This window comes from Rhodococcus sp. YH3-3 (genome assembly GCF_001653035.1).
Classification (GTDB): domain Bacteria; phylum Actinomycetota; class Actinomycetes; order Mycobacteriales; family Mycobacteriaceae; genus Rhodococcus_F; species Rhodococcus_F qingshengii.
In genome coordinates this window covers 479,857-503,644 of the sequence record NZ_BCWH01000001.1, presented here as the reverse complement: position 1 = coordinate 503,644, position 23,788 = coordinate 479,857, and the positions used below count along the sequence as shown (strand labels likewise).

Here is a 23,788-nt window from a genome sequence, read left to right as displayed (position 1 = left end):
TTAATAGTCACATGCTCATTTGTGCGGATAAGGGTCGGTCCGCAGCGCGCTCGCCCACGCGAAGAGCGCCCCGACCAGCGCAAAGATGCACGCAACGAGGTAGGCGGTGCCGATGTCCCAGCGTCCTGCGATTGCCCCGGCAATCAAGGCGCCGACCGGCGAACCACCCCAGGCGACCATCCTCGCCGTGGTGTTCACGCGCCCCTGCAGACGATCCGGAGTCAGGCGCTGACGTGCACCGATGCCATTGAGGATGGTGACGGTCGCACAGCCGGAGTAGACGACGAGCGCCGTGATCGCGGCGCCGGCGTTGCCGGTTGTCGCAACGACGAACAGCACCACCGGGGCGATGGTCAGCGCCCCGACAGTGATCGCCCCGACCGGCCACTGCGCCGGTAGGCGTGGAAGCACGAGCGCCCCGACCACTCCACCCACGGAGACGGCCGTCCACACGGCGCCGATCATCGCACTCGACGTCGAAATCCCAAGCCTCTCGGATGCGTACACCACCAGGAGCGCCGTAACCGCACCCTGCGTCAGGGAATTGACGAATCCGACGCCGGTCAAGGCTCGCAGAAGCGGCGACCGCCAGAGGAAGCTGAGGCCCTCGCGTATGTCACGCGCAATTCCGGTTCCCGACTTCTTCGGCGCCGCAGGAGTAATCGAAAACGAGGCTCCGATCGAGGCCATGGCCAGCCCGGCCAGTACGTAAGCCAGTGCATCAGCACCCAATGCGTAGGCCGGGCCGATCGAGGCCACAAGCACGCCGGCTATCGCTGGAAAGACAACATCGATCAGCGTGCTGGACGTCCACAGCGCGCTGTTGGCCGCCGGTATCCTCTGCCGACCGACCAGAGCAGGCAGCGCTCCGAAAGCAGCGGCGTCGAACCACACGAAACACGTTCCGATGCACATCGATACGCCGACCGCATGCCACGCCGTCAATACGCCTAGTGCCTGCGCTGCCGGAATACTCGCCAAAGCAAGTGCAGCAACGGCCTGCGCACACAGGATGACCGTCCGCCGGTTGACTCGGTCTGCCACGGCGCCGGCGAACAAGCCGAACACGAGATACGGCAGAACCGTCCCCGCAGCCGCGAGCGAGGTGAGAAACGGAGACCGGCTGATGTCGAACACCAGGATCGGCATGGCCACTCCGGTGACCGCCGCACCGGCTACGGCAATCGTACGAGCCGTGAAGAACAATCGAAACGATCTGTCCCGAAAGACATGTGGTTGCGCTTCGACGGATCCCGTCGTCGGGGTCTCGCTCATGTATGCACTCTCTTGTACCTGTTGCTCTCCGTGGCGATCTTTCGTACGGTGGCATCGTAATGGAAATGGTTTCCATTACGGAAGGGATGACAATGAGCAACATTTCGTTCGACAGCGTCTCCAACTCGGCTCCGGCCAATGCACTCCAGGGCGTCGGCACCAACGCTCTCGTCGACAACCCGTTCACCTTCGAGCCGGTTGCCGAGGCAACGTCCGCACACGCCCTGCAGGGTGTGGGCACCAACGCCCTCGTCGACAACCCGTTCAGCTTCCAGAGCTGAAACCTCCCCTGATCCAGACTGTTTCGACAGTCTGATCTGCCGATGACCCCGCCCGCATCCGACTCGTCGGGTGCGGGCACCGACAAGGAGATCCGTGTACGCCCTCGCCGACGGACACCAGCTGTATCCGACCCCGGACGGCACTTGGCATTACCTGACACCGGACGAGAACGCGGTCACGATCGGCGCGCCGGCCGAAGACCTCGCGGAACTCGACAACTTTCTCAGGCGCTCTGGTTCGGTGCTCGGCCCGGGAGCTATCGAGATCGCCGACGCCCTCGTCTCTCGCGGCGTGCTGGTTGTTCCGGGTCAAGCGCCGGAGATTCCGCGCCCACAGCGTGTGCTGATGGACGGGATCGGGCCCGTTGCCGATGCTTGCATCGCCCTGCTCTCCAAGGCTCTTCCGCATCTCGAGGTCGTATCCACTACTGCGCCAATCGAAGACGACGTTGCGTCGTCGGACCTCGTACTGTCGGTTGCCGGGGCTCCTCCTCACGACGAGTGGTCGGAACTCGATACCTGGTGCCCACGAAACCAAACACCGTGGCAAACCGTCCACGCGGAGCTGGGTGAGATCTGCATCGGACCCTTCTTCGACGGTATCGGCAGCGCAAGCTACCGGGACGTCTGCGGTCGACGGCTTGCCGCGTCGCGCGTCCCGGATCATCTGCAGGCACTGTGGAATCACCTCGCCGGCAGCGAACCTCGCCCGCTCGAACTTGAACCCACCGCAGCCGCAATGGCCAGTGCGCTTGCATGTTCGGACGTCGTGGCTGGTGTACATGGCGCACCGCCATCACACCTTCACCACCAGATCCGGATGAATCCGCGAACCCTCATGATGACTCGCCATCCCGTGCTACCACTGCCCGGCGGCGTTCTCGAACCCGCGCCGACGCTCCGGTGATCTCACTCGGCGTGAAGATCCCGGCAGCAGACGGTTCTTCGTTGGCTACGGATGTGCTTCTCCCACCGGATTCTTCACCGCGGGGACTGATCGTGATCCGCACCCCGTACGGGCGTGGATGGCATCTGGCGGAGGGGATCGAATGGCGATTGCGAGGAATTGCATTCATCTCGCAGGACGTACGCGGACGGCACGATTCCACCGGATCTTGGGAACCCTACGTCCACGAGCGCGAGGACAGCGCCGCCCTGGCCGAGTGGCTGCAGGATCAGCCGTGGACACCGGAGTGCGTCATCGCAAGCGGGGCTTCGTATGCGGCCGGAACCGCCTGGGCATTTGCTGCCGAGACCAACAGCGCCGATCGGTCATTTCGTGTGGACGGCGTCGTCTCCAAGGTGCCGACCATCGGAAGCGACCGCGTCAAACGTGATCCCTCGGGGATACTTCTCCTCGCCGAGCATCTGGCGTGGTGGGGCGAGCACGGAGATTCGTCTTCCTCTCGTGAGGGTTTCATCCCTGCCCTGATGCGCTCGGATTCGTCTTTGCTGGAACATCTCCCGGTGCAGTCGATGATCGAGGAGGTTGGTCTGACCTCCGATTCACCGGGCTGGTTGACGGCGATCCTTCGCGCTCGTAAACGCGAAGACTTCGGTGGCGATGATCTGGTGTCCGCGGACGAACTCTCCGAACTCGACATCGCCGGGCTGCACATCGGCGGTTGGGACGATGCGATGATTCGGGAGACACTGCGGCACTTCACGTCCGTTGGGCGCGGGCCGCAGAGTTTGATCGTGGGCCCCTGGGCGCACGACCTCCGCCCTGGAATGGTCGGCGAGACAAGTTTCGGCCGCCTTCAGGTCGAGTGGATGGAATCGATATTCTCGGCGCGGCCCGTGACCATCAATCGGGTATTCGACCGGGGTGCAGGCGATTGGTCGAGCGAACCGTATGTCACGGGTGCGAATCGCGTTCGTCTCGAACCAGATCGGAAGGATGCGGCCTACACCTTCCTGTATGACGCCTCAAGGGCCCGAAACGACTGTGTTTTCTGGACTTTCGATATCAAGCACGACTCCGTACTCTCCGGAACACCATCGGTGGAGCTGAAAGTGCACTCGCCCGAGGGCGAAGCCGATTGGATCGTCGAGCTGAGCGTCGTAGATGCCGCTGGAGTCACCAGGTCGATCGCACGGGGCGCGGGCGTCAGCGTGCAGCCGACGATGGTGACAATCGATCTGGATCCCGTGTTGCACACTGTGCGCGCGGGTGATGTCTTGACGCTGCGGATCGCCGGCTCGGACTTCCCACGACTCGCACGCAATCTCGGAGACGGTGATCGCTATCGAGGAACACGCAGTACCGCACTGCACCAATCATTTTCCGGGTCGTTGACCCTGCCGATACTCGGAGGAACTGACGGTGGATGACTTGCTGGTCGACGCCCGGAGCGGCGTGCTGACCTCACTGGAACCACACATTCGCTCGGACATGCCGACAGGCTGGGTCGGTTGGGCCGCGAGGGTGGCCGACACCAGAAACTTCGGCGGCAGCGGTTCACTGTTTCGCGCGGACCCTTACGGATTCGGGGCTTCGATACGCGACGATGCAGCAGCTCGCGGGGCGGCGACCGGTGAGGCCGTCGAAAGATATTGCGGCAACGTGGTCCCCGAAGATCTGGTCCGCAGCAGTGCATCAGCGCTGGAACTGGCCGGCTCACGGGTCGTCGATCCCGCTGAATTTGCGTTGTACAGCGAGGATCAGTACCGCCTTCCCGGATTCCCCTTTGTTCCCTTCACCTCTGATCTGAACATTCGCTGGGCATTGGGTCACACCATGGACGAAAAGGTGCCCACCTACGTGCCTGCGGCCCTGACTTATCTCGGGTACTACACAGGCACCCGTCGCTGCGAGCCACCGATCGCGTCGTTGCAGTACGCCGGAATCGCAGCGGGACGCTCACGCGACGAGGCCGAGATGTCAGCTCTGCTGGAACTTCTCGAACGCGATGCCACCGCGCTGTGGTGGTGCGGGGACCGGTCACAGCCGGCGATCGAGCTTTCCGACTGGGAGCGGTTGCCTGCGCACCGCCAACTCGGGGATCTGGAGAGCCAGACCCGGAGCGTTCGAGTGCTGCTGCTTCCCTCCCCCTTCGGCATTCCCGTCGCCGCAGCGTGGATCCGCGATGACCGACGTGGACTGGTCGCGCTGGGCACAGCTTGTCGACCGACGGTGGAGGCGGCAGTCTCGAAGGCGCTTGTCGAGGCGTATGCCGTACTTGCCATCACGATCGACCTCGCCGACCCCGACGGGCCGACCTGGCGCAGCGTGGCGGACGGAACGCTGCCGGCGCACCTGTACAAACCCTTTCGGGCCGACCGTCGTTACCGGGACGAGTTCGATCCGCAATGGAAAGACATCGTCGATCTGCCGACCGTCGCCCAACTTTATCTCGATCCCGTGATGGCCCTGGCCGCAGAGGAACATCTCTTCGACTACACCGAAACACTCTCGGTATCAGAGATTCCCGACGAAGCGCCGTTGGATCTGGCTTCTCTCGTAGCGCTTCTGATGTCACGGGGACACCAGCCGATTTCCGTCGATCTCACCACCGGCGACATCTCGATTGCCGGGTTGCACGTCGTCCGCATCCTGACTCCGGGCCTGTACAACAACGCCCCGGCAGCCTTTCCCCTTCTTGGAGGTAGCAGATTGACCAGCGCATCGACCACCCATCTGCATCTGCCGGTCCCCCTCGCATGACATCTTCGCTCGTCGACCGCCGAACTGGGATCATTCGAGAGCTGGTCGACGCCGTTGTTCCCCAGCACTTTCCGCCCGAGTTCAAGCTGATTCACTCGTATGTCAGTGATTCAGCACGCTTTTCACCCTGGTCCAGTGACTCGGCCGGCGCCGGATATTGCTTCGATCTGGGTGACCGTGCGCGGCCTACCGCAGCTGCGATAGGCGAAGCGGTGGAACGATATTGCGGCAACATCGTCGCCAAACCGATCGTCCGCGGGTCGGCCGATGCCTTGATCGGAGCAAGCATCGACCTGTCACAACTCGCGCGTTTCGACGCCGCCCAGTGCGCGCGGCCACAGTTCCCGTTCGTCGAACCAACCGACGATCTGGAGATGGACTGGACTCGCGGAGCCGACCTGATCATGGGTTCGGATATCTGGGTACCGGCCGAACTCGTCTGGGGTTCGTATCCTCATTTCGTCGCCCGGACGGGTCCGGCGATCTCTCCGGTAGCTCAGGCGGGTCTCGCCGCCGGACCCTCGGTGAAGTTCGCAATCGACAATGCCTTGCGCGAGATAGTCGAACGAGACGCGATGACGCTGTCCTGGACCGGGCGGCGTGGTGTTCGGGTCGTCACCGGCATTCCCGAGGTGCTTCGGCGACTGGGGAATCACGGCACCCTCTCGACCAGGTGGTTGTCATTCGACAGCGATTTCGGGATCCCGGTGCTCGGCGCCCTCATCCACGACGGACTCACCGGATACTCGACCATCGGTACCGCCTGCCACGAAGACGCCCAGACCGCTGCGTTCAAGTCACTCGGCGAAGCGCTTCAGCTGCAGCTGCTTTCCGCCGACTACGACAACCCGCAGAGCGGCATCGGTCGAGCCGCGGCCTCCCCGACCAGTCCGCTTGCGCCTTGGCGAGCTGACCGAAGCTATGCAGGCGCCTACCGATCGGATTTTGCCGACGTCATGGACTACGGATGCCACTTGCAACTTCACCTGGACCCGGAGATCCAAGCACGATTCGAGAGTGAGCTGGTCGGTGCCGTCGTCGGCGAGGTGGGACTCGACTCTCTGACATCAGCCGCCGGCACCGAAAGCGCTCTGACGGCAGCCGGTTTCCGGCCGGCATGGGTCGATCTCACCACAACTGATGTTCTCCACGCCGGCCTGCACGTCGTCCGCGTCGTCGTACCCGGTTGTCTCACCAATGCGGCCGCCGGATTGCCGTTTCTCGGCTCGCCCCGACTAGTGGACAGTCTTGCCGGACGATCGGCTCGCACCATCCCATTGCCGCACTGACAGTTCGGGAACCGCCGCTTGCAACGACTCGGTGGTTTCCACCGCGTGGAACCACGTCGGCTTCGAGATTGCGGCATCCCGAATCACCTGCACGGCGCGCGCGGCGATAGCTGCCGTCGCGACCGACTGGCTACGCCCCGAAACCCACAGCGCCGGGCCGGTATCCGCTCGGGCCATCGCTACCCAACGATCCGAGCCCCACAGCTTCTTCGGCACGACCTTCTGTAGCGCGGGTGCCCACGTCATGGCCGCAAGTCCGAGCGTCGCGGTGGACGTGTCCAATCGCAGGTACGTCCTGACCGGAACACCGAGGTCTCGCGTCAACGCATGCTGGTCCGAAAAGTCGGCCCGCACAGCAGGACCGGTGCGGTAGCCGGTCACATCGGCCGGTATTCGAAACGTCTTCATCCCGGTGTAGTTGCGGACCGATCGTCCGTCGGGATCAGGAAACCTCGTGCCCAACATCCCGTACGTCCACGCCGTTGCGGCCGGCCCGTGTAGTTCTCCACCGCCGAGGCCGATCAGGATGTCGACGGGTCCGTCGCCGAGTCGATGCGCCTCGGTTGCAAGGACACTGGTCAATCCCGGCGCTAACCCGACGCCCATCAGAACGGGTCCGTCGACCGCTTCCAATTCTTCGCAGTAGTTCGAGGTTGCCGTGACGTCGACGAATGCCGCCCCACCGCGTACCGCTTCGTCGGCCAGGCGAACATCCTCGAAACCCGACGCATTCACCACGACATCGAAGTCTCGAACCACAGTCGAATACGCGCCTGGTTCTTTAAGATCAACGACGACGTCCGCGCGGGCAGGGTCACGGCCGGCGGAGTACGCGGAGATTTCGGGGACCTTCGCGAGTTGTTTCATCAGGGGAATCCCGACGGCACCGTAGCCACCGAGTACAAGAACCTTCGTCATTACTTCGCCTCCCGAGTCGCTAGAGTTCGACTCTAGAGTTAGACTCTAATCATGACTGAGGTTCTTCGGGAAGACACGTCGGCGCGGCGCAAGATCATCGAGGCAGCGCGTGAGGTTTTTGTCGATCCCGGCTACGCGGCCGCCACGATCAAGCAGCTTGCCGCGGCGGCGGGCGTGTCGGTGCAGAGTGTCTATTTCGTGTTCGGCAACAAGCCGAGCGTGCTGTCAGCACTACTCGACGTGGCCGTTGCGGGCGACGAGGAAAGGACGGCAACTCTCGACCGTCCGTGGGTGGCGGCAGCACTCGGCGCCCCACATCCACTCGGGCAACTCCGGATTCAGGTTCACCACGGACGGCTCATTCTGGAACGCACCGCAGACATCCTGCTGGCACTGCGGGCCGCCGCTTCCGCCGACGAGGACGCCGCCCGTCTGTGGCAAATCAACCGCACTCAGAGACGCACGGTGCAGGAACATCTGATGGTCGGCATCGTCGAAAAAGCGCCAACCGTCGACCTCGAAACAGCCGTGAACGTCGCACTCACGCTGCTCAGTCCCGAGACCTACACAGACCTCGTGGTCGGCGCGGGTTGGACCGGCCAACAGTACGAAGAATGGGTGGTCAACACCCTTGCCGCCACCCTCGGCCTGGACCGAACCGTCAAATCCCGGAAGTAGCTGGGATTACTTGGTGGGCTTGTCGTCGATGTGCCGTGGGTTGTTCCACAGACGCTCCGTCAGATCGTGGAGGACGGCAAGGGTGATCGTGTCGTCGTCCCGTCGGAGCAGAGACTGGCTGACCGTCGCGCGCACCAACGTGGAGTCGGAGTGCACGAACTCCTTGACCGAGCCCGGCTCGGAACTCAGTTCACGATGGGCCTGCTCTGCACTGACGTCGTCGGCATCCTTGTCGTAGAGGATGTCCTGCAAACGCAACGCCGAGACGGCCTTCTTGGGATATCCCAGCATGTCAGCGAAAGACGGGTTGGCAAAAACGATGCTGCCATCGCGGTGAACGGCCATGACCGGCACCGGAAGCCTGTCGAGGAGAATCAGGGCAGGCATCTGCTCCAGATCCGCAATCGGCGATTGTGGCGGCTGCGCAACGTTGCGGCGGCGTTCCATAACACGTCCTCTCAAGTTGCCCGAGTCGACAACAGTCTAACTGCCCAGCAAATCGCGGGTTGACTTCCCGCCCGGATGCAGTGACGAATGCCCGAATCGTGCCCGCCTGAGTCACGCCGCGAGCGCCTCCTGATCCTCCGCCAAGGAACCGTCAACAACACGATAGACAGTATCCATCCGAGACAGGTGACTTCGGTCGTGTGTCACGAGAAGGGTTGCCGCCTCGCGTTCCCGCACCACCCCGATGATCAGATCCATGACAGCGGCACCGCGCTCCTGATCGAGCGCACTCGTGGGCTCGTCGACCACGAGAAGCTGCGGATCGTTCATCAATGCTCGCGCGAGATTGACGCGCTGTCGCTGCCCGCCCGACAGCTGGGACGGCCGTTTTCCGCTCTGATCCGCGAGCCCGACAGCGTCCAGCAAATCCATCGCTTTTGATTTCACGGCCTTGCGACGGGCCCGTGACGTGAACACGGACTGCCCCAGATGCGCCATCACCTCGAGCTGCTCCAGTGCAGTCAGCGAAGACACCAGGTTCGACTGTTGGAAGACGATGCCGATCGACGAGCGTCGCAGCTCCGACGCCGCCCGCCGACTCAGCGCAGCGATGTCGGTGCTGCCTTCCGGCGTCCGGAGATAGACGTGCCCGGAATCCGGACGGATCAGCGTCGACGCCACCGCCAACAGGCTGGACTTGCCCGAACCCGAGGGCCCGGTGATCGCGGCGATCTCGCCGCGGTGCAGTCGCAGAGACACGTCGTCCAGCGCCGTCACCCGCGATTGCCCATCGGGAAACGTCAGATCGACGTTCTGGATGTCGAGAACTGTGGTGCCGGTTGTCATGGTCATCGTGCGCTCCCCAATGCTGTGAGTGGATCGGTGGTCGAGAGGAATCGAAGTGCAAAGGCCGCGCCGAGCAGACCGAGCCCGATCAATGCCACGGCAGGTACGACGGTGGTGGATGCGTCCAGGACAAACGGCATGGCGTCACCGATCAGCGATCCGGCCACGGCCGTCAGCCCGATTCCGACGGTGACACCGGCAATCAGAACGATGAGCGCCTGACCCAGTGCGTCGCGCACCAGCGAACCGGTAGTCGCACCGAGCGCTTTCAGCGTCGCGATGTCCGGAGTTCGCTGGATCGTCCACACCGTGAAGAACGCACCGATCACCAAGGCTGAGATCGCGAACAACATGAGCGTCATCAACGTCAACGACCCGTTCTCCGACTTGTACGAACCGATCGCGTCGAGCGAACCGCTGACCGTCGTCGACGTCGTCGCAGCCGCCTTGTCCGTTGCGGAAGCGTCGGAGGCTCCGGTGACAGCCAGTACTGTCGCAACTCCGCCGCGTGGATTGGCCGCCTGCCAGTCGTCGAGCGTCATCCAGACGACGGGCGAATGGCTGTACCAGTCGTCACCGCGAACGGCGCTGACGGTGAACTGCTTCGTACCGACACTCACCTGATCGCCGGCGCCCGCCCCCAGATCGCGGGCGGCACCTTCGCTCAACACCACCGTGCCTGACGCCGACGGCGTCACGTCACCGAAACCGCCATCAGCGCCGAACAGGGCCACCGACTTCTGATTTCCGTCGGCCAATCCCGCTTTCCCGCGACCGATTCCGATGGGATCGACGTCCTTTGACGTGGAGGTCCAAGCGTTGACCTGGTCCTGCGTGAGCGCCGACTCGTCGAACGACGCCCCGGCTCCGGTGTCGGCGAACACCACCGTGTCGGCATTCATGGCCTCGATGGCCGACACGTTCTGATGGCGAAGTCCTGCAGTCAACCCGCTGAGAAAACTGACCAGAAGTGCAACCAACAGAACCACGACGGAGATCAGCGCGAAACGACCTCGCGCTGCCCGTAAGTCCCTCATTGCGACAAACACTGTGAATTCCTTTCCTGTGCTTGCCTCTACGCTCTCGCGGATGCAGACTCTTTCCATCGCACCTCGGATCGACATTCCAGCGCTCGAAAGAACCATCCCGGTTTACAACTTTTGATGGATGAACCAGGCCCGAACCTCGCTAAGCTGGGCGAGATGCACCGATCTCCGCTCACGCCTGTCTTCGCCGGCCTACAACTGGGCCTGCATGTCCTTGTCATGGCGCTGGCCGGTGTGGTGTTTCTTCGAGCGCTGATCGACGAATCCGACCTGACCGCAACAATCATCGCGTTGGCCGTGATCTTTGTTGCCGTCTATCTTTTCGGGGTCGCCAAAAGGCTGCGCGGCAACGCTGCCCGCTGGTGGCTGGCCGTGCTGACCCTCGTCTGGATCGCGACGATGGCGGTATCCGCCGACGCCGCCTACCTCGCGTTCGGACTCTTCTTCCTCTATCTCCATATTCTGCGACGCCCCTGGAGTCTTCTCGCCGTCACCGCGGCAACGGCTGTCGCCGTGGTCGGCACCGGCCTGCATCGTGGATGGACGATTGCCGGCGCCGTCGGCCCGATCATCGGCGCTGCCGTAGCGGTTGCAATCGGCCTCGGATATCAAGCGCTGTACCGCGAGGCAGCCGAGCGCGGTCGTCTCATCGACGAGTTGATGAATACTCGTGAAGAATTGGCGTCGACGTCTCGCGATGCCGGAAAATTCGCGGAACGTGAAAGACTCGCCGCCGAGATTCACGACACCGTGGCCCAGGGACTTTCGAGCATCCAGATGCTCCTTCACGCTGCCGAACGCGCCGATCCGGACAGCCCGGCCATCCGTCAGATCAGCCTCGCACGGGAAACTGCCGCGGACAGTCTTGCCGAAACCCGCCAACTCATAGCCGAATTGACGCCCGCGGCCTTGGACGGTCAGTCGCTCGCCGACGCGCTTCGTCGAATCTGCGAACGCGCGAGCAGTCCTGAACTGGAAGCGCGCTCCGTCGTCGAAGGCGAGGCAGTGCGGCTGCCGATGCCCCTCGAAGCAACATTGGTGCGCATCGCTCAGGGCGCGGTGTCCAATGTTCTCCGCCATGCCGATGCAACCAGAATGGCTGTGACACTGACCTATTCCGACGACACCGTCAGCCTCGACGTGGTCGACAACGGTCGCGGCTTCGACGTGGCAGTTCTCGAACGTGGCCCGGCGGAATCTTTCGGCCTCAATGCAATTCGCCGGCGCGTCGAACTGCAGGGCGGGATCTTCTCCATCGAGTCCGAGCCGGGACACACGGCCGTCGCAGTGACGTTTCCTCTCGAAGTCGGCGAACCGTGATCCGCCTGCTGCTCGCCGACGATCACGCGATCGTGCGCGCCGGGCTACGAGCGCTGCTCGAAAGCGAAGCCGACATCGAGGTAGTCGGCGAAGCGGGCACCGCCGAGGAAGCCATAGCCTTCTGCGCCACCACGCCGGTCGACCTCGTGCTCATGGACCTGCGATTCGGCCCCGGGAAGACGGGCGTCGACGCCACCCGCGCGGTGTGCGCGCTTCCGAATCCGCCGCACGTACTCGTCGTGACCAACTACGACACGGATGCAGACATCTTGAGCGCTGTCGAGGCCGGGGCCAGCGGGTACCTACTCAAGGACACACCACCGGTCGAGTTGCTGTCAGCCGTCCGCGCCGCTGCGAGCGGGGACAGCGTTCTCTCCCCCGCCATCGCGTCGAAGCTCATGACTCGGGTACGCAAACCCGAAACCAGCCTCAGCCCAAGGGAAATCGAAGTTCTGAAGTTGGTGGCGGCGGGTCGCTCCAACCGAGAGATCGGCAAAGAACTGTTCCTGAGCGAGACCACGGTCAAATCGCACCTGGTCCACATCTTCGGCAAGTTGGGAGTGAAGTCGCGGACGTCGGCGGTAGCTCGTGCGCGTGAGTTGGGTTCAATCTGACATTTGCCCGAATTGTCGAAAGTAGCTGGACAGCAGCAATTTTCGCCTGCGATTCTCTTGTGTTCGAAATTTTGTTCGATTAAACTTTGAGCATGGACAGTCGGGATGCGTGGCAGTTGGATGGTGAGGGCCTCAAGGGGGAGGTTCTGGATCTGGTGCGTGTCCGGCACGAGTTGCAGTCGCGGATGGTGTTGTTGATCGTGGAGATGTTTTCCCGTGAGGTTTTCGGGGGGAAGGGTTTTCGGGTGATCGCGCAGTGGTTGCATGGTTCGACGAATCTGGAGATCGGTGAGTGCAGTCTGCTGGTCGGGTTGGCGCGGTTGCTTCTGCTCGAGCCTGTTGTGGGCGATGCGTTTCACCGCGGGGATGTTGATGCGTTGAAAGCCCGTCAGGTGGCGTCGTTTTGTCAGCATCCGCCGAAGAACATGACGCCGGCGGATGTGGACAAGGCCCGCGGGATTCTGCTTGGCCTGGCGTCGAAGAACATTGCCGATTGTGATGCGGTGCGGGCGGCGATCCGGCGGATCGAGAAGCAGTACGGCAAACGCGAGGACGGCGTTCCGGTCGGCGAGGATTCCGAGCGTAACGAGTTCTACGCGTCGAAAGGTTTGTACGGGCGGGTCACTGTGAAGGGTGACTTGGATGCTGTGAATGGGGCCCGTCTGATCACGTTGCTGTCGAGCCTGTCGGCGCCGACGCCGGAGAAGGACGGCGTGAAGGACACCCGTACTCCGGCGCTACGGCGGGCGGATGGGTTCTGCGAGTTGTTGCGACGGTATGAGCGGGCGGGGTTGGGTCCGATCGAGGGCGGAGTGAAACCGCACATCACGGTGACTGCGTCGGCGAAAGACATGACGGACCTCAAAGCCTTGAAGGATCTACTGCCGTCGACTCAGGAACTGGGGTTCGCGTGGGCGGATTGGGTAGGTCCGATCAGTATCGATACTGCCCGGATGTTGGCGTGCGACTGCACGGTCACGCGAATTTTGTTGGATGAGAATGGTGTTCCGCTCGACTGCGGTAAGGAAGCGAGAACGGCGACGGTGCCGCAGCGGCGGGCGTTGGCGGTTCGTGATGGTGGGGGTGCGTTTCCGGGGTGCGGGACACCGTCGGGGTGGTGCGATGCCCATCATATTGTTCACTGGAACGATGGTGGCCCAACGGATCTCGACAATCTGATCTTGTTGTGCGGTCATCACCACCGGACGATGCACCACACGGAGTGGCGGGTGGAGATCGGTCCCGACCGAAAAACAGTGTTCTACCCACCCATGTCGATCGATCCGTATCAACAGCCGATCGGCGGGAACAGCCCACCGACAGCGGCGTGAACCGACATAACTGAAAAGGCCAGCGTGTGCACCGGGGAAGAATCATGCCCCGGGGCATACGCTGGCCTTTTCGGCTGCGCTCGATGTCCGTCTTGCGACAGCATCTGTCTCCACTTCGACACGCCGGACCCATAGGGTCGAGGCATGTCTTTCTGCGAACCCGCCCGCGTTGTCACCGTCACGTCCCTGACCCCGCACATGCGGCGAATCAGCATCGAGGCAGAAGGCGACTGGCACTGGCCGACCGGCGGACAAGGCGACGAGCGCATCGACCTCGCGTTCCCGAAACCCGGTGAAAAAGAAGCAGAATACGACTACTTCAACAATCCCGACTACGGCAAGGCCGATCTCGGAACCGAGCCACCGTGGCGGCACTACACCGTGCGCAAGGTGCACGACGGCGGCCGACGTCTGGACATCGACTTCGTCGTGCACCCTGGCGGTATTGCAGCGGATTGGGCCCTGCGGGCCGAACCAGGTCACCTACTAGGCGTCTTCTGGTCGGACAGTTCGCGGTCCCACTACCAAGCACCGGCGGGTCCTCGCTGGCAGCTGCTGGTCGCAGACGCCACGGGTCTCCCCGGACTGGGCAGGATTGTCGAAGAACTTCGTGAAGGCGATGTCGCACAGGCGATCATCGAGGTCGAAACCGAAGAGGATCGACAGGAATTTGTCACTCGCGGCGACGTCACGTACACGTGGCTCGTGGGGAGTGGCCTCGGAAAGGCGCCGAGCGCGCTGTTCGAAGCTGTGGAGAAGGTCGAGTTTCCCGAATCCGAAACGGCCGACGTCTACGCGTGGGTGGCGTGCGAAAGCGCAACCAGCCGTCGTATTCGCAAGCACCTGAGGGAAGTTCGAGGAATTGCTCGCGACAAGCACAATGTTGTCGGGTACTGGCGAGAGGGCGCCGACGGCCACGTTTCCGGCATGAACAGCGAGGAAGTCACCGTCGGCGCCTGAGCGCCGTGATCACTCTGCCGGCAGCGTGTCGGTAGATTCTGTGTGAGCCTGCTGCGCGTCAGCCGACTTTTCCGCCAGCATCTCGAACAGTGCTCGCCGTGCCTCGGCGAGAATTGCCTCGGCCTTGGCTACCTGCTCAGCGGTCCCACCTGCGGCTACCGCGACAGCGGCACCTCGGAGTAGGCCCATCGCGGGACGGAGCGCTGCGCCGGCTTCACCGAAACCCGGCCGACCGTGTCCGCGCTGGTCAAGTCGACCGCGCCGGCCTTCGGGGCGTCCTTCTGCTCGGTCTTCGAAGCGACCCTCGGGTCGCTCGCCCTCGAATCCTCGACGGAAACCGTGTCCACGATGCGGGCCTCGGCGGCCATGCTCGCGACGTTCTTGCATTTCTGGGTTGTTGTGTGGGGCGTACATGTTGTCCTCCTGGACTGTCTGTGTTTGTTTGACGTATCGACGATATATCGACAATAGATCGAACGCAAGGGTTCGTAGAATAATTCCCGCACCCTCGTCCGGATACGCTGAAGCCGTGAACACGGATCTACAAGCCCAGGCCGCGGACGTCCTACGCCGCCTCGCACTCGACGAATCCCTGAAAGAACGCACCATGGCGGACGCCGCGACGGCAGCACTCGCACGGAAAGTCGCCGCTCGCTACATCGGCGGCGAAACCATCGACGACGCTTTCGACCGACTCCCCTCGATCTTCGCGCGAGGACACAAGGCGAGCATCGAATACACCGGGGAAAGCGTCCGGGATCCCGAACTCGCGAACGCCGAAACCGATGTGTTCGTGGAATTGGCGGAACGGATCGGAACGTCGGGCGTCGACAGCACCGTGTCGTTCGACCTCTCGCACATCGGCTTGGTCATCGATCCGGAGCAGTGCTTTCGCAATGTCGTGCGCCTGGCCGAGACCACGGAACGCGCAGGTGCCGAGCTGATCATCTCTGCCGAGGCGTCCGACCGCACCGACCTGGTCCTCGACATGCACGCGCGACTGGCCGAGCGGTTCACTCACGTGGGGATCACCATTCAGGCCCGACTGCACCGCACGGCAAAGGATCTCGCCGCTCTGCTGAACCGACCCGGTCGCATCCGTCTCGTGAAGGGCGCCTTCCTCGAAGCCGAGTCCGTCGCCTACCCACGCGGTAGTGCCGAACTGCGCAGCGCGTATCTCGACTACGCAGCCCGGATCGTCAACTCGGGTCACCAGGTCTCCATCGCGACACATGACCGCGACATCCTCGAAGCACTACGCGCCGAGCATGATTCGAAGCTCAGAGGCGAGCACGTCGAGTTCGAGATGCTGCTCGGCCTCGGCACCGAGCAACTGGACGCACTCCGAGGAGCAGGCTTCACCACACGCGAATACGTCATCTTCGGAACACAGTGGTGGCTGTACGTACTCAATCGCATCGCCGAAGAACCGGAGCGTGTCTACACCGCGCTCATCGACGCTGCGCTCATCAGCACTGCAAACTAGATCTCCAACAACAGAAGTGGGGCCGCACTCGAATCGAGTGCAGCCCCACTTGTGTCAGTTTCTAGCTCTCCAGAAACGCCTTGATGCGCGCCAGGGTGGTTTCCATTCCGGTCTGCATCAGCTGATCTCGACCCCGACCGAGTAGGCCGCTACCCGACATCATGCGCACGTAAAGCGCTGGCGTCGCATAGATCTCACGAGTCTCGGTAAGCACGGTGCCCGTTCCCGAAGGCTCGAGCACAAAGGTCCACCGCGCTTTCGGCTCGTCCGATTCGAAGGAGAACCTCCGGCAGTCGACCACGTCGACCACCGTGCAGTGCGTGCTCCACCGAATCAGACCATGCTTGTTGGTGCCCTTGAACTTTGCACCCACAGTGCCCGGAGTTCCGGAAGTCCATGTTCCACCGGTGTTTTCAGGACTGAAGCGACCCATACCTTCGATGTCGCTGACAACCTTCCACACCGATACCGGCGTTGCCTCGATGTACGCGCTGGCGGTTTCCACCCGTTACCGGCCCGGAACCCAGGACATGATCTTGATGGCGTGAGGCATGAGCTTTGCCCACACCTTGGCCGGAAGTCCGCGCGGTCCACCGAGATTCATGACGCGAGTGGTGGCAACGGTCTGCGGTTCGGTGTACTTGATCAGCCCCTCGGCGCCGTGACGACGACCGACGCCCGAGACACCCATGCCACCCATCGGTGCTGCGGTGCTGCCCCAGGTGGGTGCGTAACCCTCGTCGACGTTGACAGTGCCGGCGTGGATGCGCGCTGCGATGGCTTCGCCGGCAGCCTTGCTTCCCGCCCACACACTGGCGTTGAGGCCGTACTCGGTGTCGTTGGCCGCAGCGATGGCCTCTTCGACGTCCTTGACGGGGTAAATCGAGACGAGCGGCCCGAAGGTCTCGTCGCGGTAGCACTCGGCGTCTTCGGGAACCCCGGTGAGCAGGGTGGGCTCGTAGAACAGCGGTCCGATGTCCGGCCGAGCCTTGCCACCGGCAATGACGGTGGCGCCCTTGACCACTGCGTCGTCGACATGAGCGGAGATTGCCTTGACCTGCGCCTCGGAGACGAGGCTGCCCATCTCGATTCCGAATTCGTATCCGGCGGCGAGGTTCATCTTCTTGACGCGGTCACCGAACATACGGATGAACTCGGGTGCGATGGACTCTTCGACGTAGATGCGCTCGATGGAGATGCACAGCTGACCGGAGTTGGAGAAGCACGCACGCACAGCGGCGTCGGTGACCTCGCGCAGGTCTGCGCCGGCGGCGACGATCATCGGGTTCTTGCCACCGAGTTCGGCGGAGAAGCCGATCAGTCGACGGCCTGCCTGCTCGGCGAGGAGCTGACCGGTCGCGGTGGAACCGGTGAACATGAGGTAGTCGGTGTTCTCGACCAGGGCGGTGCCGACGACGGAGCCCGGCCCGGGAACCACGGCGAAGAGGTCGCGAGGCAGACCCGCCTTGTAGAGCAGTTCGACGCAGGCGAGCGCGCAGTACGGCGTCTGGCTGTCCGGCTTGAGGACAACGGCGTTACCGGCGAGCAGCGCGGCGATGGCGTCGGACACGGCCAGCGTCATCGGGTAGTTCCACGGCGAGATGACGCCGACGACACCCTTGGGCTGGTAGCGGACGACGGTCTTCGTCAGGCCCGGGAGCATGCCGGAGACGCGACGCGGACGCAGCAGCTTCGGAGCCACACGTGCGTAGTGCCGCGACGTCATCGAGATGTCGAGGACTTCTTCCTGAGCTGCGGTACGCGACTTTCCGGTCTCGGCCTGAGCCATGTCCATGAGGGCGTCGCGGTTCTCGAGGATGAGATCGCGGTAGCGGTGGAAGACGGCAGCGCGGTCGAGGACGGAACGCTTGGCCCATTCCTTCTGGGCGACGCGGGCACGGGCGATGGCCGCAAGTGCGTCGTCGGCGGTGCCGACGGGGATGGTCGCCAGCTCCTTGCCGGTGAACACCTCGGTGATGGACTTCGTCGGGCGATCGGCAACATTGTCGATGGCGATCAGATCGGCGAGCCGCGAGAAGGTCGCAGCGGACGGAGCAGGCATTTCAGTACCCCTACTGGTGAGTAGTTCTTGGAGTTACACACAACTTACCCCGTCGGTGGTACCGATCACAGTGCCGAATCAGACAGAGTCAACCAATACTGCCTCTTTCGGACGTTTTGCGATCAACAACGACATGACTGCAGCGATCGCGCAGAGCGCGCCGGCCACCAAGAAGGCAGCGTCGTACGAGCCGATCTGATCACGAACGAGGCCGGCCAAGAAGGCCACCAGACCCGCACCGATCTGGTGCGATGCCAGCACCCAACCGAACACGATGGGAGCGTCGGCGCCGAAGTGTTGACGGCACAGCGCGACGGTCGGCGGAACCGTCGCCACCCAATCGAGCCCGTAGAAGATGACAAACGCGATCATCGGCGGATTCACGGTGTTGGCGAGCAACAACGGCAGGAAGAGCAGCGAGATTCCGCGGAACAGGTAGTAGATGCCGAGAAGTTTTCGCGAGTCCATGCGGTCGGTGAACCAACCCGAAGCGATGGTGCCGACCATGTCGAGGATTCCGATCAACGCCAACAGTGACGCGGCCGTGGTGATCGGCATTCCGTGATCGTGCGACGCCGGGACGAAGTGCGTGCCGATCAGGCCGTTGGTGCTCGCGCCACAGATCGCGAAGGTACCGGCGAGAAGCCAGAACACCTTGGTCTTCGACGCCATCACCAGCACCGAGATCGCCCGGCCTCCGGCGCCGCCGCGCTGGTAGACAGGCTTGGCGGGTGGGGCGTAATCGGCGGGCGCGCCGTACGGCGTCGTACCCACGTCTGACGGATAGTTACGCAGGAACAGCAGAACGAACGGCACAACGGCCAGTGCGGCAAACGAAACTGTGAAGGCGACGCTCTTCCAGTCGTACGTTTCGGCGATCTTCGCCAGGACCGGGAGGAACACCAGCTGACCGGCAGCACCACCGGCCGTCAGGATGCCGGTCACGAGACCACGCTTCTCGACGAACCAGCGATCGACGACGGTGGCGACAAACGCCAGCGCCATCGAACCGGTACCGAGACCGACGAAGACACCCCACAGCAGAATGAGCTGCCAACTCGAGGTCATGAAGATGGTGAGACCACTGCCGAGCGAGATGAGCGCCAACGCCGAGGTGACGACCGCCCGGATACCGAACCTCTCCATCAGGGCAGCAGCGAACGGCGAGGTCAACCCGTACAGAATCAGGTTGACCGAGACGGCCGCCGAGATGCTGGCGCGCGACCACCCGAAATCTTCGTGCAGCGGATCGATCAGCACCGATGGGGCAGCGCGGAAGCTCGCCGCACCGACCAACGCCAGGAATGCCACGATCGCGACGGACCAGGCGCGGTGAAAGCGCGGCGGGCTCACCTGCTGTTGGCCTGATTCGGGGAGAGCGGTCTCAGAAGTCACAGAGAGAATTCTGCAGTTCGGATTCGATCGAGAACAGTGGCCAGATTGCCAATATATGAAAGAATCAAGCCATGTCTGGTCCGCATCGCGTCGTCGTACTGGCTCTGAATGGAGTCATCCCCTTCGAACTCGGCATCCCGGCGCGCATCTTCGGACGTGCCCTCGACGTCGAGGATCGGCCGCTGTACGAGATCCTGACGTGCACCGTCGACGGCAATCCCGTGCAGACCGACGCAGACTTCAGCATCTCGGTCGACCACGGGAGCGAGTTGCTCGCCACCGCCGACACCGTCGTCATCCCCGCGTCGTACGAGTTGGGTCCGGCCTACGAAGACGGCTACCTCTCCCCCGAGTTGGCCGCAGCTTTCCAACACATCCGGCCGGGCACTCGGCTGGTCTCGATCTGCACCGGGTCGTACATCCTCGCCGCGGCGGGTCTGCTCGACGGACTCCGCGCCACGACGCACTGGCGCAACACCGACCATTTCCAGCGTGTCTATCCCAAGGTGAACGTGGATCCGGACGTGCTGTTCGTCGACGAAGGCCACATCCTGACCTCGGCCGGGGTGGCGTCGGGAGTCGACCTCTGCCTGCATATCGTCAGGCGTGACCACGGCATGGAAGTGGCGAACACCGTCGCGAGGCGTTGCGTCGTACCGCCGTGGCGCGACGGTGGCCAAGCTCAGTACATCCGACGCCCCCTGGCCGACAAGCCTTCGGAATCGACTGCCGACGCTCGGCACTGGGCCCTCGAACATCTCGACGACCCGATCACCCTGGCGGACCTGGCGACGCGCGCCAACATGAGCGTCCGCACGTTCAGCCGTCGATTCCGCGACGAAGTCGGAACCACACCGAACCGCTGGTTGACCAGCAGACGCGTCGATCGGGCGCGGGAACTATTGGAGGAATCCGATCTGTCGATCGATGCGATTGCCGCTCGAACCGGCTTCGGGACTGCGACATCCATGCGTCAACACATGAACGAGGCCCTCGGCGTTTCACCGAGCGCCTACCGACGCACGTTCAAGGCACCGGTGTAAGCGGCAGTACCAGGCACTATCCTGGATGCCATGGCCGAACAGACTCGCCCGAACTTTCCTCAGTACTGCGGATACCTCCTGGGGAAGACGCTCCCCGACCGGTATCAAGACTGGGTTCGGAACGATCTGGTCGGCCCGGGCGCCCAGGCCCGCTACATCATCCGCTTCACCGTGCCGGCGACGCTGATTCTTCTGCTGTTCCTCTTGATCCCGGGACCGATCTGGATTCCCTTGGCCATGATGGCCTTGTTGCTCATCCCGCTCGCGTACTTCGTCGTGGCGCTCGGGACCATCTACCGCCGTCACCGCCTGCTGAGCCACGGACTCGATCCCGAACTGCTCGACGAGAAGGCCCAGCGCCGTGCCGATCGCACTCGCGAGGACTACGAGAAGCGGCACGGTCGCTGAGCACCCCTCAGCGGAACATCGTCACTGCGGCCTTGGCGAGGACCTTCGGATCCTTCTCGTAGTGATGCATCTTGGTGAGCTTGTCTTCCGGAATCCCCAGGAACTTGTAGACGGCTACCTGAGCGCAGCGCACCGAGTACTGCTCGGTGAACACCATGTCGAACGGCAGCTCCGCGAACTGACTGATGAACGCCAGGTTCTTGGAGTGCTTCGGCACCACCAGCGGCCGGTCGCCGACGGCGCGCCGATTGAACAGCGCACTGGCGTAAGGCATATGGCTGGGTATCGAATTCACGACGCTGTCCATAATCTCTTGTCGACGCGCGGCGAGCGCACCGCTCTCGTCGAGCGCCTCGAGGTGTCCGAGCGTCTCTTCCAGCATTTCCCGCCCGGTCATCTCGATGAACGGCTTCTTCACGTAGTCGCCGTCCTTGCGCGGGAACAGACAGTAACCCCAGAAGACTCCTTCGTTCTCCTTCTGCGCGTGGTAGTGCGGCTGATGGTGGACCACGATCGACAGAAGCACGTTCGAGTCCACAAATGTGTTGAGCGCATTTCCGGGGAGCTGCTTGGTGATTCGGGAAATCTCGTTGATGAGCTCGTGTGACGAAGTGGTGACGGTGAAGCTGGTCCACTCACTCTGCGCCCGGTCCCCGAAGAACTTGTCGGGATTCCCGAGATCGTAGAAATGCTCGGTGGCCTGCTTCCACAGCAGCGCACTCGGTGCGTATCTCATGTCTTCGACGATCGGCGTGTCGAGATCGCCGATCGAAGAACTGTCGGTGATGCTGCCGTTGGTGTCGAAGACGAAATCGCCCTCCGCCACGTCGATTCGGCCCTTCTCACCGGTGCGGACGTTTTCGTAATCGAGTCCCGTCACGATGATCTCGTCTCGTAGCGGGGTGTCCTTGAACACGAACTCCGTGATCTTCAGTTCGTTGACGAACTTCACGCCCTTGCCTTCGAGGAAGGCCCGCATCGGCAAGATGATGCTCTCGTACTGGTTGTACGGGGATCTGGTGACACCGGCAAGAGTTTGAATCCGACTGAACTCGAGAATCATTCGGTTCATGTACCGGCGCAGCTCCATCGCCGAACTCACCCGCTTGAAAGCAAATGTGGTCTCCCACATGTACCAGAAGTTGGTGGTGAAGAAGTGCGGAGTGTCCTCGAACCACTGCTCGATACTGATGTCGTCGAGTTTTGCCTCGTCCGACTCCGGCATCGTCATCAGCTTCGTCAACAAGTACCGATCCTTGTTGTCGAATTGCATGTGCTTGTAGTCGTTTTCACCCTTGTTGCGAATGCCGTCGCGATCGATCAATCGTGCGACGTCGTGCGTTGGATGCGCGTGGTCGAAATCGAGAATGTCATCCGTCACCGATTTTCCCGGGTTGTCCAGCGACGGAACCACACTCAGCACGTCCCAGAGGTTCTCATAGGTCTCCTCGTTGAGCATGCGACCGCCACGATTGATGAAGCCCGCGTCGTTGCCCAGCTCGCGATGACCGTACTGGTGCTGGAAGGTAGCGGCAGATTCGCCGTCGTTCGCTCCATGCATGTCCAGCCCCATGATGGTGATGTCCTCACCGCTCCACTCACCGTCTCGAATCAAATAGACGGCAGCCGAGAGGTTTCCGATGCCGGCACCGATCATGTAGGCCTTGTGAGACAGCTTGGAAGACATTGGGTTTCGTTCCTTACTCGAGTCGCGGTACGGATACCTTCCAAGCATGGACCCCTTTGCCCGCTGGCGCATCACCCGAACCGGATGACGTCCGTCACGGTCGCTGAAGGCGCACCAGATCCAGTGCAAAACGCGCGTAGTCGCGTGCAATTTCCTCGGGCGTTTGTGGTCCGCTCGGCCGATACCATTGCGCGACAGAGACACACATCACGACGATTGCACGCGCGGCCTGTCGCGGCCGATCCGTCCCGAACACACCGGCAGCGATTCCGTCGTCGACCTGCTTCGTCATCAACCATTGCTGGTAGTTGCGTGATTCCGTGATGCGCAACCTGTTCTCGGCTGTGAGACTGCGCATTTCGCTGGCACCGAGAAATCCTTGATCACGCCGATAGATATGGAACAAGGTCACACATTCGACGAGGAAAGCCAGCCTTTCGGAGGGACTTTCGCCCTCGTCGATTGCCGCCAACGATCTCGTGTTGAGTTCATCCATGGTGAGGTCGAGAATTTCGGCCAACATCTGCTGCTTGCTGGAATAGTGGTGGTACAGACCTGGAACACTCATCTGCGCACGTTTGGCGATCTCACGCATCGCAGCGCCGTGATATCCGGTCTTCACCATCTCCGCGAGCGCGGCCGCCAACACCGGATCGAACGGACTCGGGCCGAACCTTCGCCACTCGTTCGGCCGAGAATGTGCGTCCTGGTCGGCGTCGTCGCCTCCCCATCGCGGCTGTTCCGGCGGACGCACTATCGCAGCCGGGAGCAGAGCGTCGAAACGCACTCCGAGAATCCCGCCGATTGCCGCCAACCGGTCGACGCTGACTCTGGTCTTTCCGGTCTCGACAGCGCTGAGGGTAGCCGGGCTGACATCGAGACGCCTGGCCAATTCACGCAGCGAGAGCCCGCTGTGACGCCGCGCTTGCCGGATCGACGCTCCGATCAGGGCGGCATTCTCGAATTCGGTCACAGTGTTCAGTATTCCCGAACATTGGATTTCCAACAATGCGATGACCACGGCAATCGGTGAAC

24 protein-coding genes are annotated in these 23,788 nt (G+C 62.6%); 13 read left to right on the top strand and 11 right to left on the bottom strand.

What is annotated here, in order from left to right; translation table 11 throughout:
* Positions 1-15: 15 nt before the first annotated feature.
* Entirely contained in the window at positions 16-1,275 is a 1,260-nt protein-coding gene (locus YH3_RS02410) for an MFS transporter (protein ID WP_064442930.1), read from the bottom strand.
* Positions 1,276-1,367: 92 nt separating this feature from the next.
* On the opposite strand from YH3_RS02410, the gene YH3_RS02405 reads away from it, so the two are divergent.
* The 5 genes from YH3_RS02405 (at position 1,368) to YH3_RS02385 (ending at position 6,512) form a co-directional block, all read left to right on the top strand.
* Positions 1,368-1,556, top strand: coding sequence for a streptamidine-related RiPP repeat protein (locus YH3_RS02405; protein WP_003943543.1), 189 nt, complete (start codon positions 1,368-1,370; stop codon positions 1,554-1,556).
* 94 nt (positions 1,557-1,650) lie between these two features.
* Entirely contained in the window at positions 1,651-2,463 is an 813-nt protein-coding gene (locus tag YH3_RS02400; RefSeq protein ID WP_064442929.1) for a hypothetical protein, read from the top strand.
* An 11-nt stretch (positions 2,464-2,474) separates the two neighbouring features.
* Entirely contained in the window at positions 2,475-3,890 is a 1,416-nt protein-coding gene (locus YH3_RS02395) for a CocE/NonD family hydrolase (RefSeq protein WP_238592507.1), read from the top strand.
* A complete protein-coding gene (locus tag YH3_RS02390; RefSeq protein WP_042453284.1) occupies positions 3,883-5,223 on the top strand; it encodes a YcaO-like family protein in 1,341 nt (446 codons plus the stop codon). The genes YH3_RS02395 and YH3_RS02390 overlap by 8 nt, the downstream gene beginning before the upstream one ends.
* Positions 5,220-6,512, top strand: a complete 1,293-nt coding sequence (locus YH3_RS02385; RefSeq protein ID WP_064442927.1) for a YcaO-like family protein — start codon at positions 5,220-5,222, stop codon at positions 6,510-6,512. Before YH3_RS02390 ends, YH3_RS02385 begins: the two co-directional genes overlap by 4 nt.
* Here YH3_RS02385 and YH3_RS02380 read toward each other — a convergent pair.
* Complete coding sequence (locus YH3_RS02380; protein ID WP_064442926.1) at positions 6,459-7,430, bottom strand: sugar nucleotide-binding protein; 972 nt, start codon at positions 7,428-7,430, stop codon at positions 6,459-6,461. The genes YH3_RS02385 and YH3_RS02380 overlap by 54 nt on opposite strands.
* A gap of 51 nt (positions 7,431-7,481) precedes the next feature.
* Between YH3_RS02380 and YH3_RS02375 the strand changes: the two genes are divergently transcribed.
* Positions 7,482-8,108 carry a TetR/AcrR family transcriptional regulator gene (locus YH3_RS02375; RefSeq protein ID WP_064442925.1) on the top strand — a complete coding sequence of 209 codons (627 nt, stop codon included), beginning with the start codon at positions 7,482-7,484 and terminating at the stop codon, positions 8,106-8,108.
* A 6-nt stretch (positions 8,109-8,114) separates the two neighbouring features.
* On the opposite strand, the gene YH3_RS02370 is transcribed toward YH3_RS02375, so the two are convergent.
* From YH3_RS02370 to YH3_RS02360, 3 genes are all read right to left on the bottom strand, one after another.
* Complete coding sequence (locus YH3_RS02370; protein ID WP_003943598.1) at positions 8,115-8,555, bottom strand: PAS domain S-box protein; 441 nt, start codon at positions 8,553-8,555, stop codon at positions 8,115-8,117.
* Between the two features lie 111 nt (positions 8,556-8,666).
* Positions 8,667-9,407 (bottom strand): ABC transporter ATP-binding protein, encoded by a 741-nt coding sequence (locus YH3_RS02365; RefSeq protein ID WP_003943539.1) that lies wholly within the window; start codon positions 9,405-9,407, stop codon positions 8,667-8,669.
* Complete coding sequence (locus YH3_RS02360) at positions 9,404-10,450, bottom strand: ABC transporter permease (RefSeq protein WP_030535886.1); 1,047 nt, start codon at positions 10,448-10,450, stop codon at positions 9,404-9,406. The genes YH3_RS02365 and YH3_RS02360 overlap by 4 nt, the downstream gene beginning before the upstream one ends.
* 114 nt (positions 10,451-10,564) lie before the next feature.
* Here YH3_RS02360 and YH3_RS02355 point away from each other — a divergent pair, with 114 nt between their 5' ends.
* The 4 genes from YH3_RS02355 (at position 10,565) to YH3_RS02340 (ending at position 14,672) form a co-directional block, all read left to right on the top strand.
* Positions 10,565-11,767, top strand: coding sequence for a sensor histidine kinase (locus tag YH3_RS02355; RefSeq protein ID WP_042453291.1), 1,203 nt, complete (start codon positions 10,565-10,567; stop codon positions 11,765-11,767).
* A complete protein-coding gene (locus tag YH3_RS02350; RefSeq protein WP_003943536.1) occupies positions 11,764-12,381 on the top strand; it encodes a response regulator transcription factor in 618 nt (205 codons plus the stop codon). The genes YH3_RS02355 and YH3_RS02350 overlap by 4 nt, the downstream gene beginning before the upstream one ends.
* A gap of 92 nt (positions 12,382-12,473) precedes the next feature.
* Positions 12,474-13,712 carry an HNH endonuclease signature motif containing protein gene (locus YH3_RS02345; RefSeq protein WP_064442924.1) on the top strand — a complete coding sequence of 413 codons (1,239 nt, stop codon included), beginning with the start codon at positions 12,474-12,476 and terminating at the stop codon, positions 13,710-13,712.
* Positions 13,713-13,856: 144 nt separating this feature from the next.
* Complete coding sequence (locus YH3_RS02340; RefSeq protein WP_064442923.1) at positions 13,857-14,672, top strand: siderophore-interacting protein; 816 nt, start codon at positions 13,857-13,859, stop codon at positions 14,670-14,672.
* Between the two features lie 9 nt (positions 14,673-14,681).
* Here YH3_RS02340 and YH3_RS36520 read toward each other — a convergent pair whose 3' ends face one another.
* Positions 14,682-15,086 carry a hypothetical protein gene (locus YH3_RS36520; RefSeq protein WP_231782786.1) on the bottom strand — a complete coding sequence of 135 codons (405 nt, stop codon included), beginning with the start codon at positions 15,084-15,086 and terminating at the stop codon, positions 14,682-14,684.
* A gap of 115 nt (positions 15,087-15,201) precedes the next feature.
* Between YH3_RS36520 and YH3_RS02325 the strand changes: the two genes are divergently transcribed.
* Positions 15,202-16,158: a proline dehydrogenase family protein gene (locus tag YH3_RS02325; protein ID WP_064442922.1), complete on the top strand. Its 957-nt coding sequence runs from the start codon at positions 15,202-15,204 to the stop codon at positions 16,156-16,158.
* Positions 16,159-16,219: 61 nt separating this feature from the next.
* Here YH3_RS02325 and YH3_RS02320 read toward each other — a convergent pair whose 3' ends face one another.
* The 3 genes from YH3_RS02320 to YH3_RS02310 form a co-directional block, all read right to left on the bottom strand.
* Positions 16,220-16,663 carry an SRPBCC family protein gene (locus tag YH3_RS02320; protein WP_003943564.1) on the bottom strand — a complete coding sequence of 148 codons (444 nt, stop codon included), beginning with the start codon at positions 16,661-16,663 and terminating at the stop codon, positions 16,220-16,222.
* Positions 16,664-16,666: 3 nt separating this feature from the next.
* The gene (locus YH3_RS02315; RefSeq protein ID WP_003943578.1) at positions 16,667-18,220 is read right to left on the bottom strand and encodes a succinic semialdehyde dehydrogenase; all 1,554 of its coding nucleotides are present in this window, start codon (positions 18,218-18,220) and stop codon (positions 16,667-16,669) included.
* Positions 18,221-18,298: 78 nt separating this feature from the next.
* Positions 18,299-19,615 carry an MFS transporter gene (locus YH3_RS02310; protein WP_030536659.1) on the bottom strand — a complete coding sequence of 439 codons (1,317 nt, stop codon included), beginning with the start codon at positions 19,613-19,615 and terminating at the stop codon, positions 18,299-18,301.
* A 71-nt stretch (positions 19,616-19,686) separates the two neighbouring features.
* Here YH3_RS02310 and YH3_RS02305 point away from each other — a divergent pair, with 71 nt between their 5' ends.
* Positions 19,687-20,658, top strand: coding sequence for a GlxA family transcriptional regulator (locus YH3_RS02305; RefSeq protein WP_007735863.1), 972 nt, complete (start codon positions 19,687-19,689; stop codon positions 20,656-20,658).
* Between the two features lie 30 nt (positions 20,659-20,688).
* Positions 20,689-21,066, top strand: coding sequence for a DUF5313 family protein (locus YH3_RS02300; protein WP_003943558.1), 378 nt, complete (start codon positions 20,689-20,691; stop codon positions 21,064-21,066).
* Between the two features lie 7 nt (positions 21,067-21,073).
* Here YH3_RS02300 and YH3_RS02295 read toward each other — a convergent pair whose 3' ends face one another.
* Positions 21,074-22,801: an oleate hydratase gene (locus YH3_RS02295; protein ID WP_073512952.1), complete on the bottom strand. Its 1,728-nt coding sequence runs from the start codon at positions 22,799-22,801 to the stop codon at positions 21,074-21,076.
* Positions 22,802-22,847: 46 nt separating this feature from the next.
* Complete coding sequence (locus YH3_RS02290) at positions 22,848-23,726, bottom strand: TetR family transcriptional regulator (RefSeq protein ID WP_064443456.1); 879 nt, start codon at positions 23,724-23,726, stop codon at positions 22,848-22,850.
* Positions 23,727-23,788: the final 62 nt, after the last annotated feature.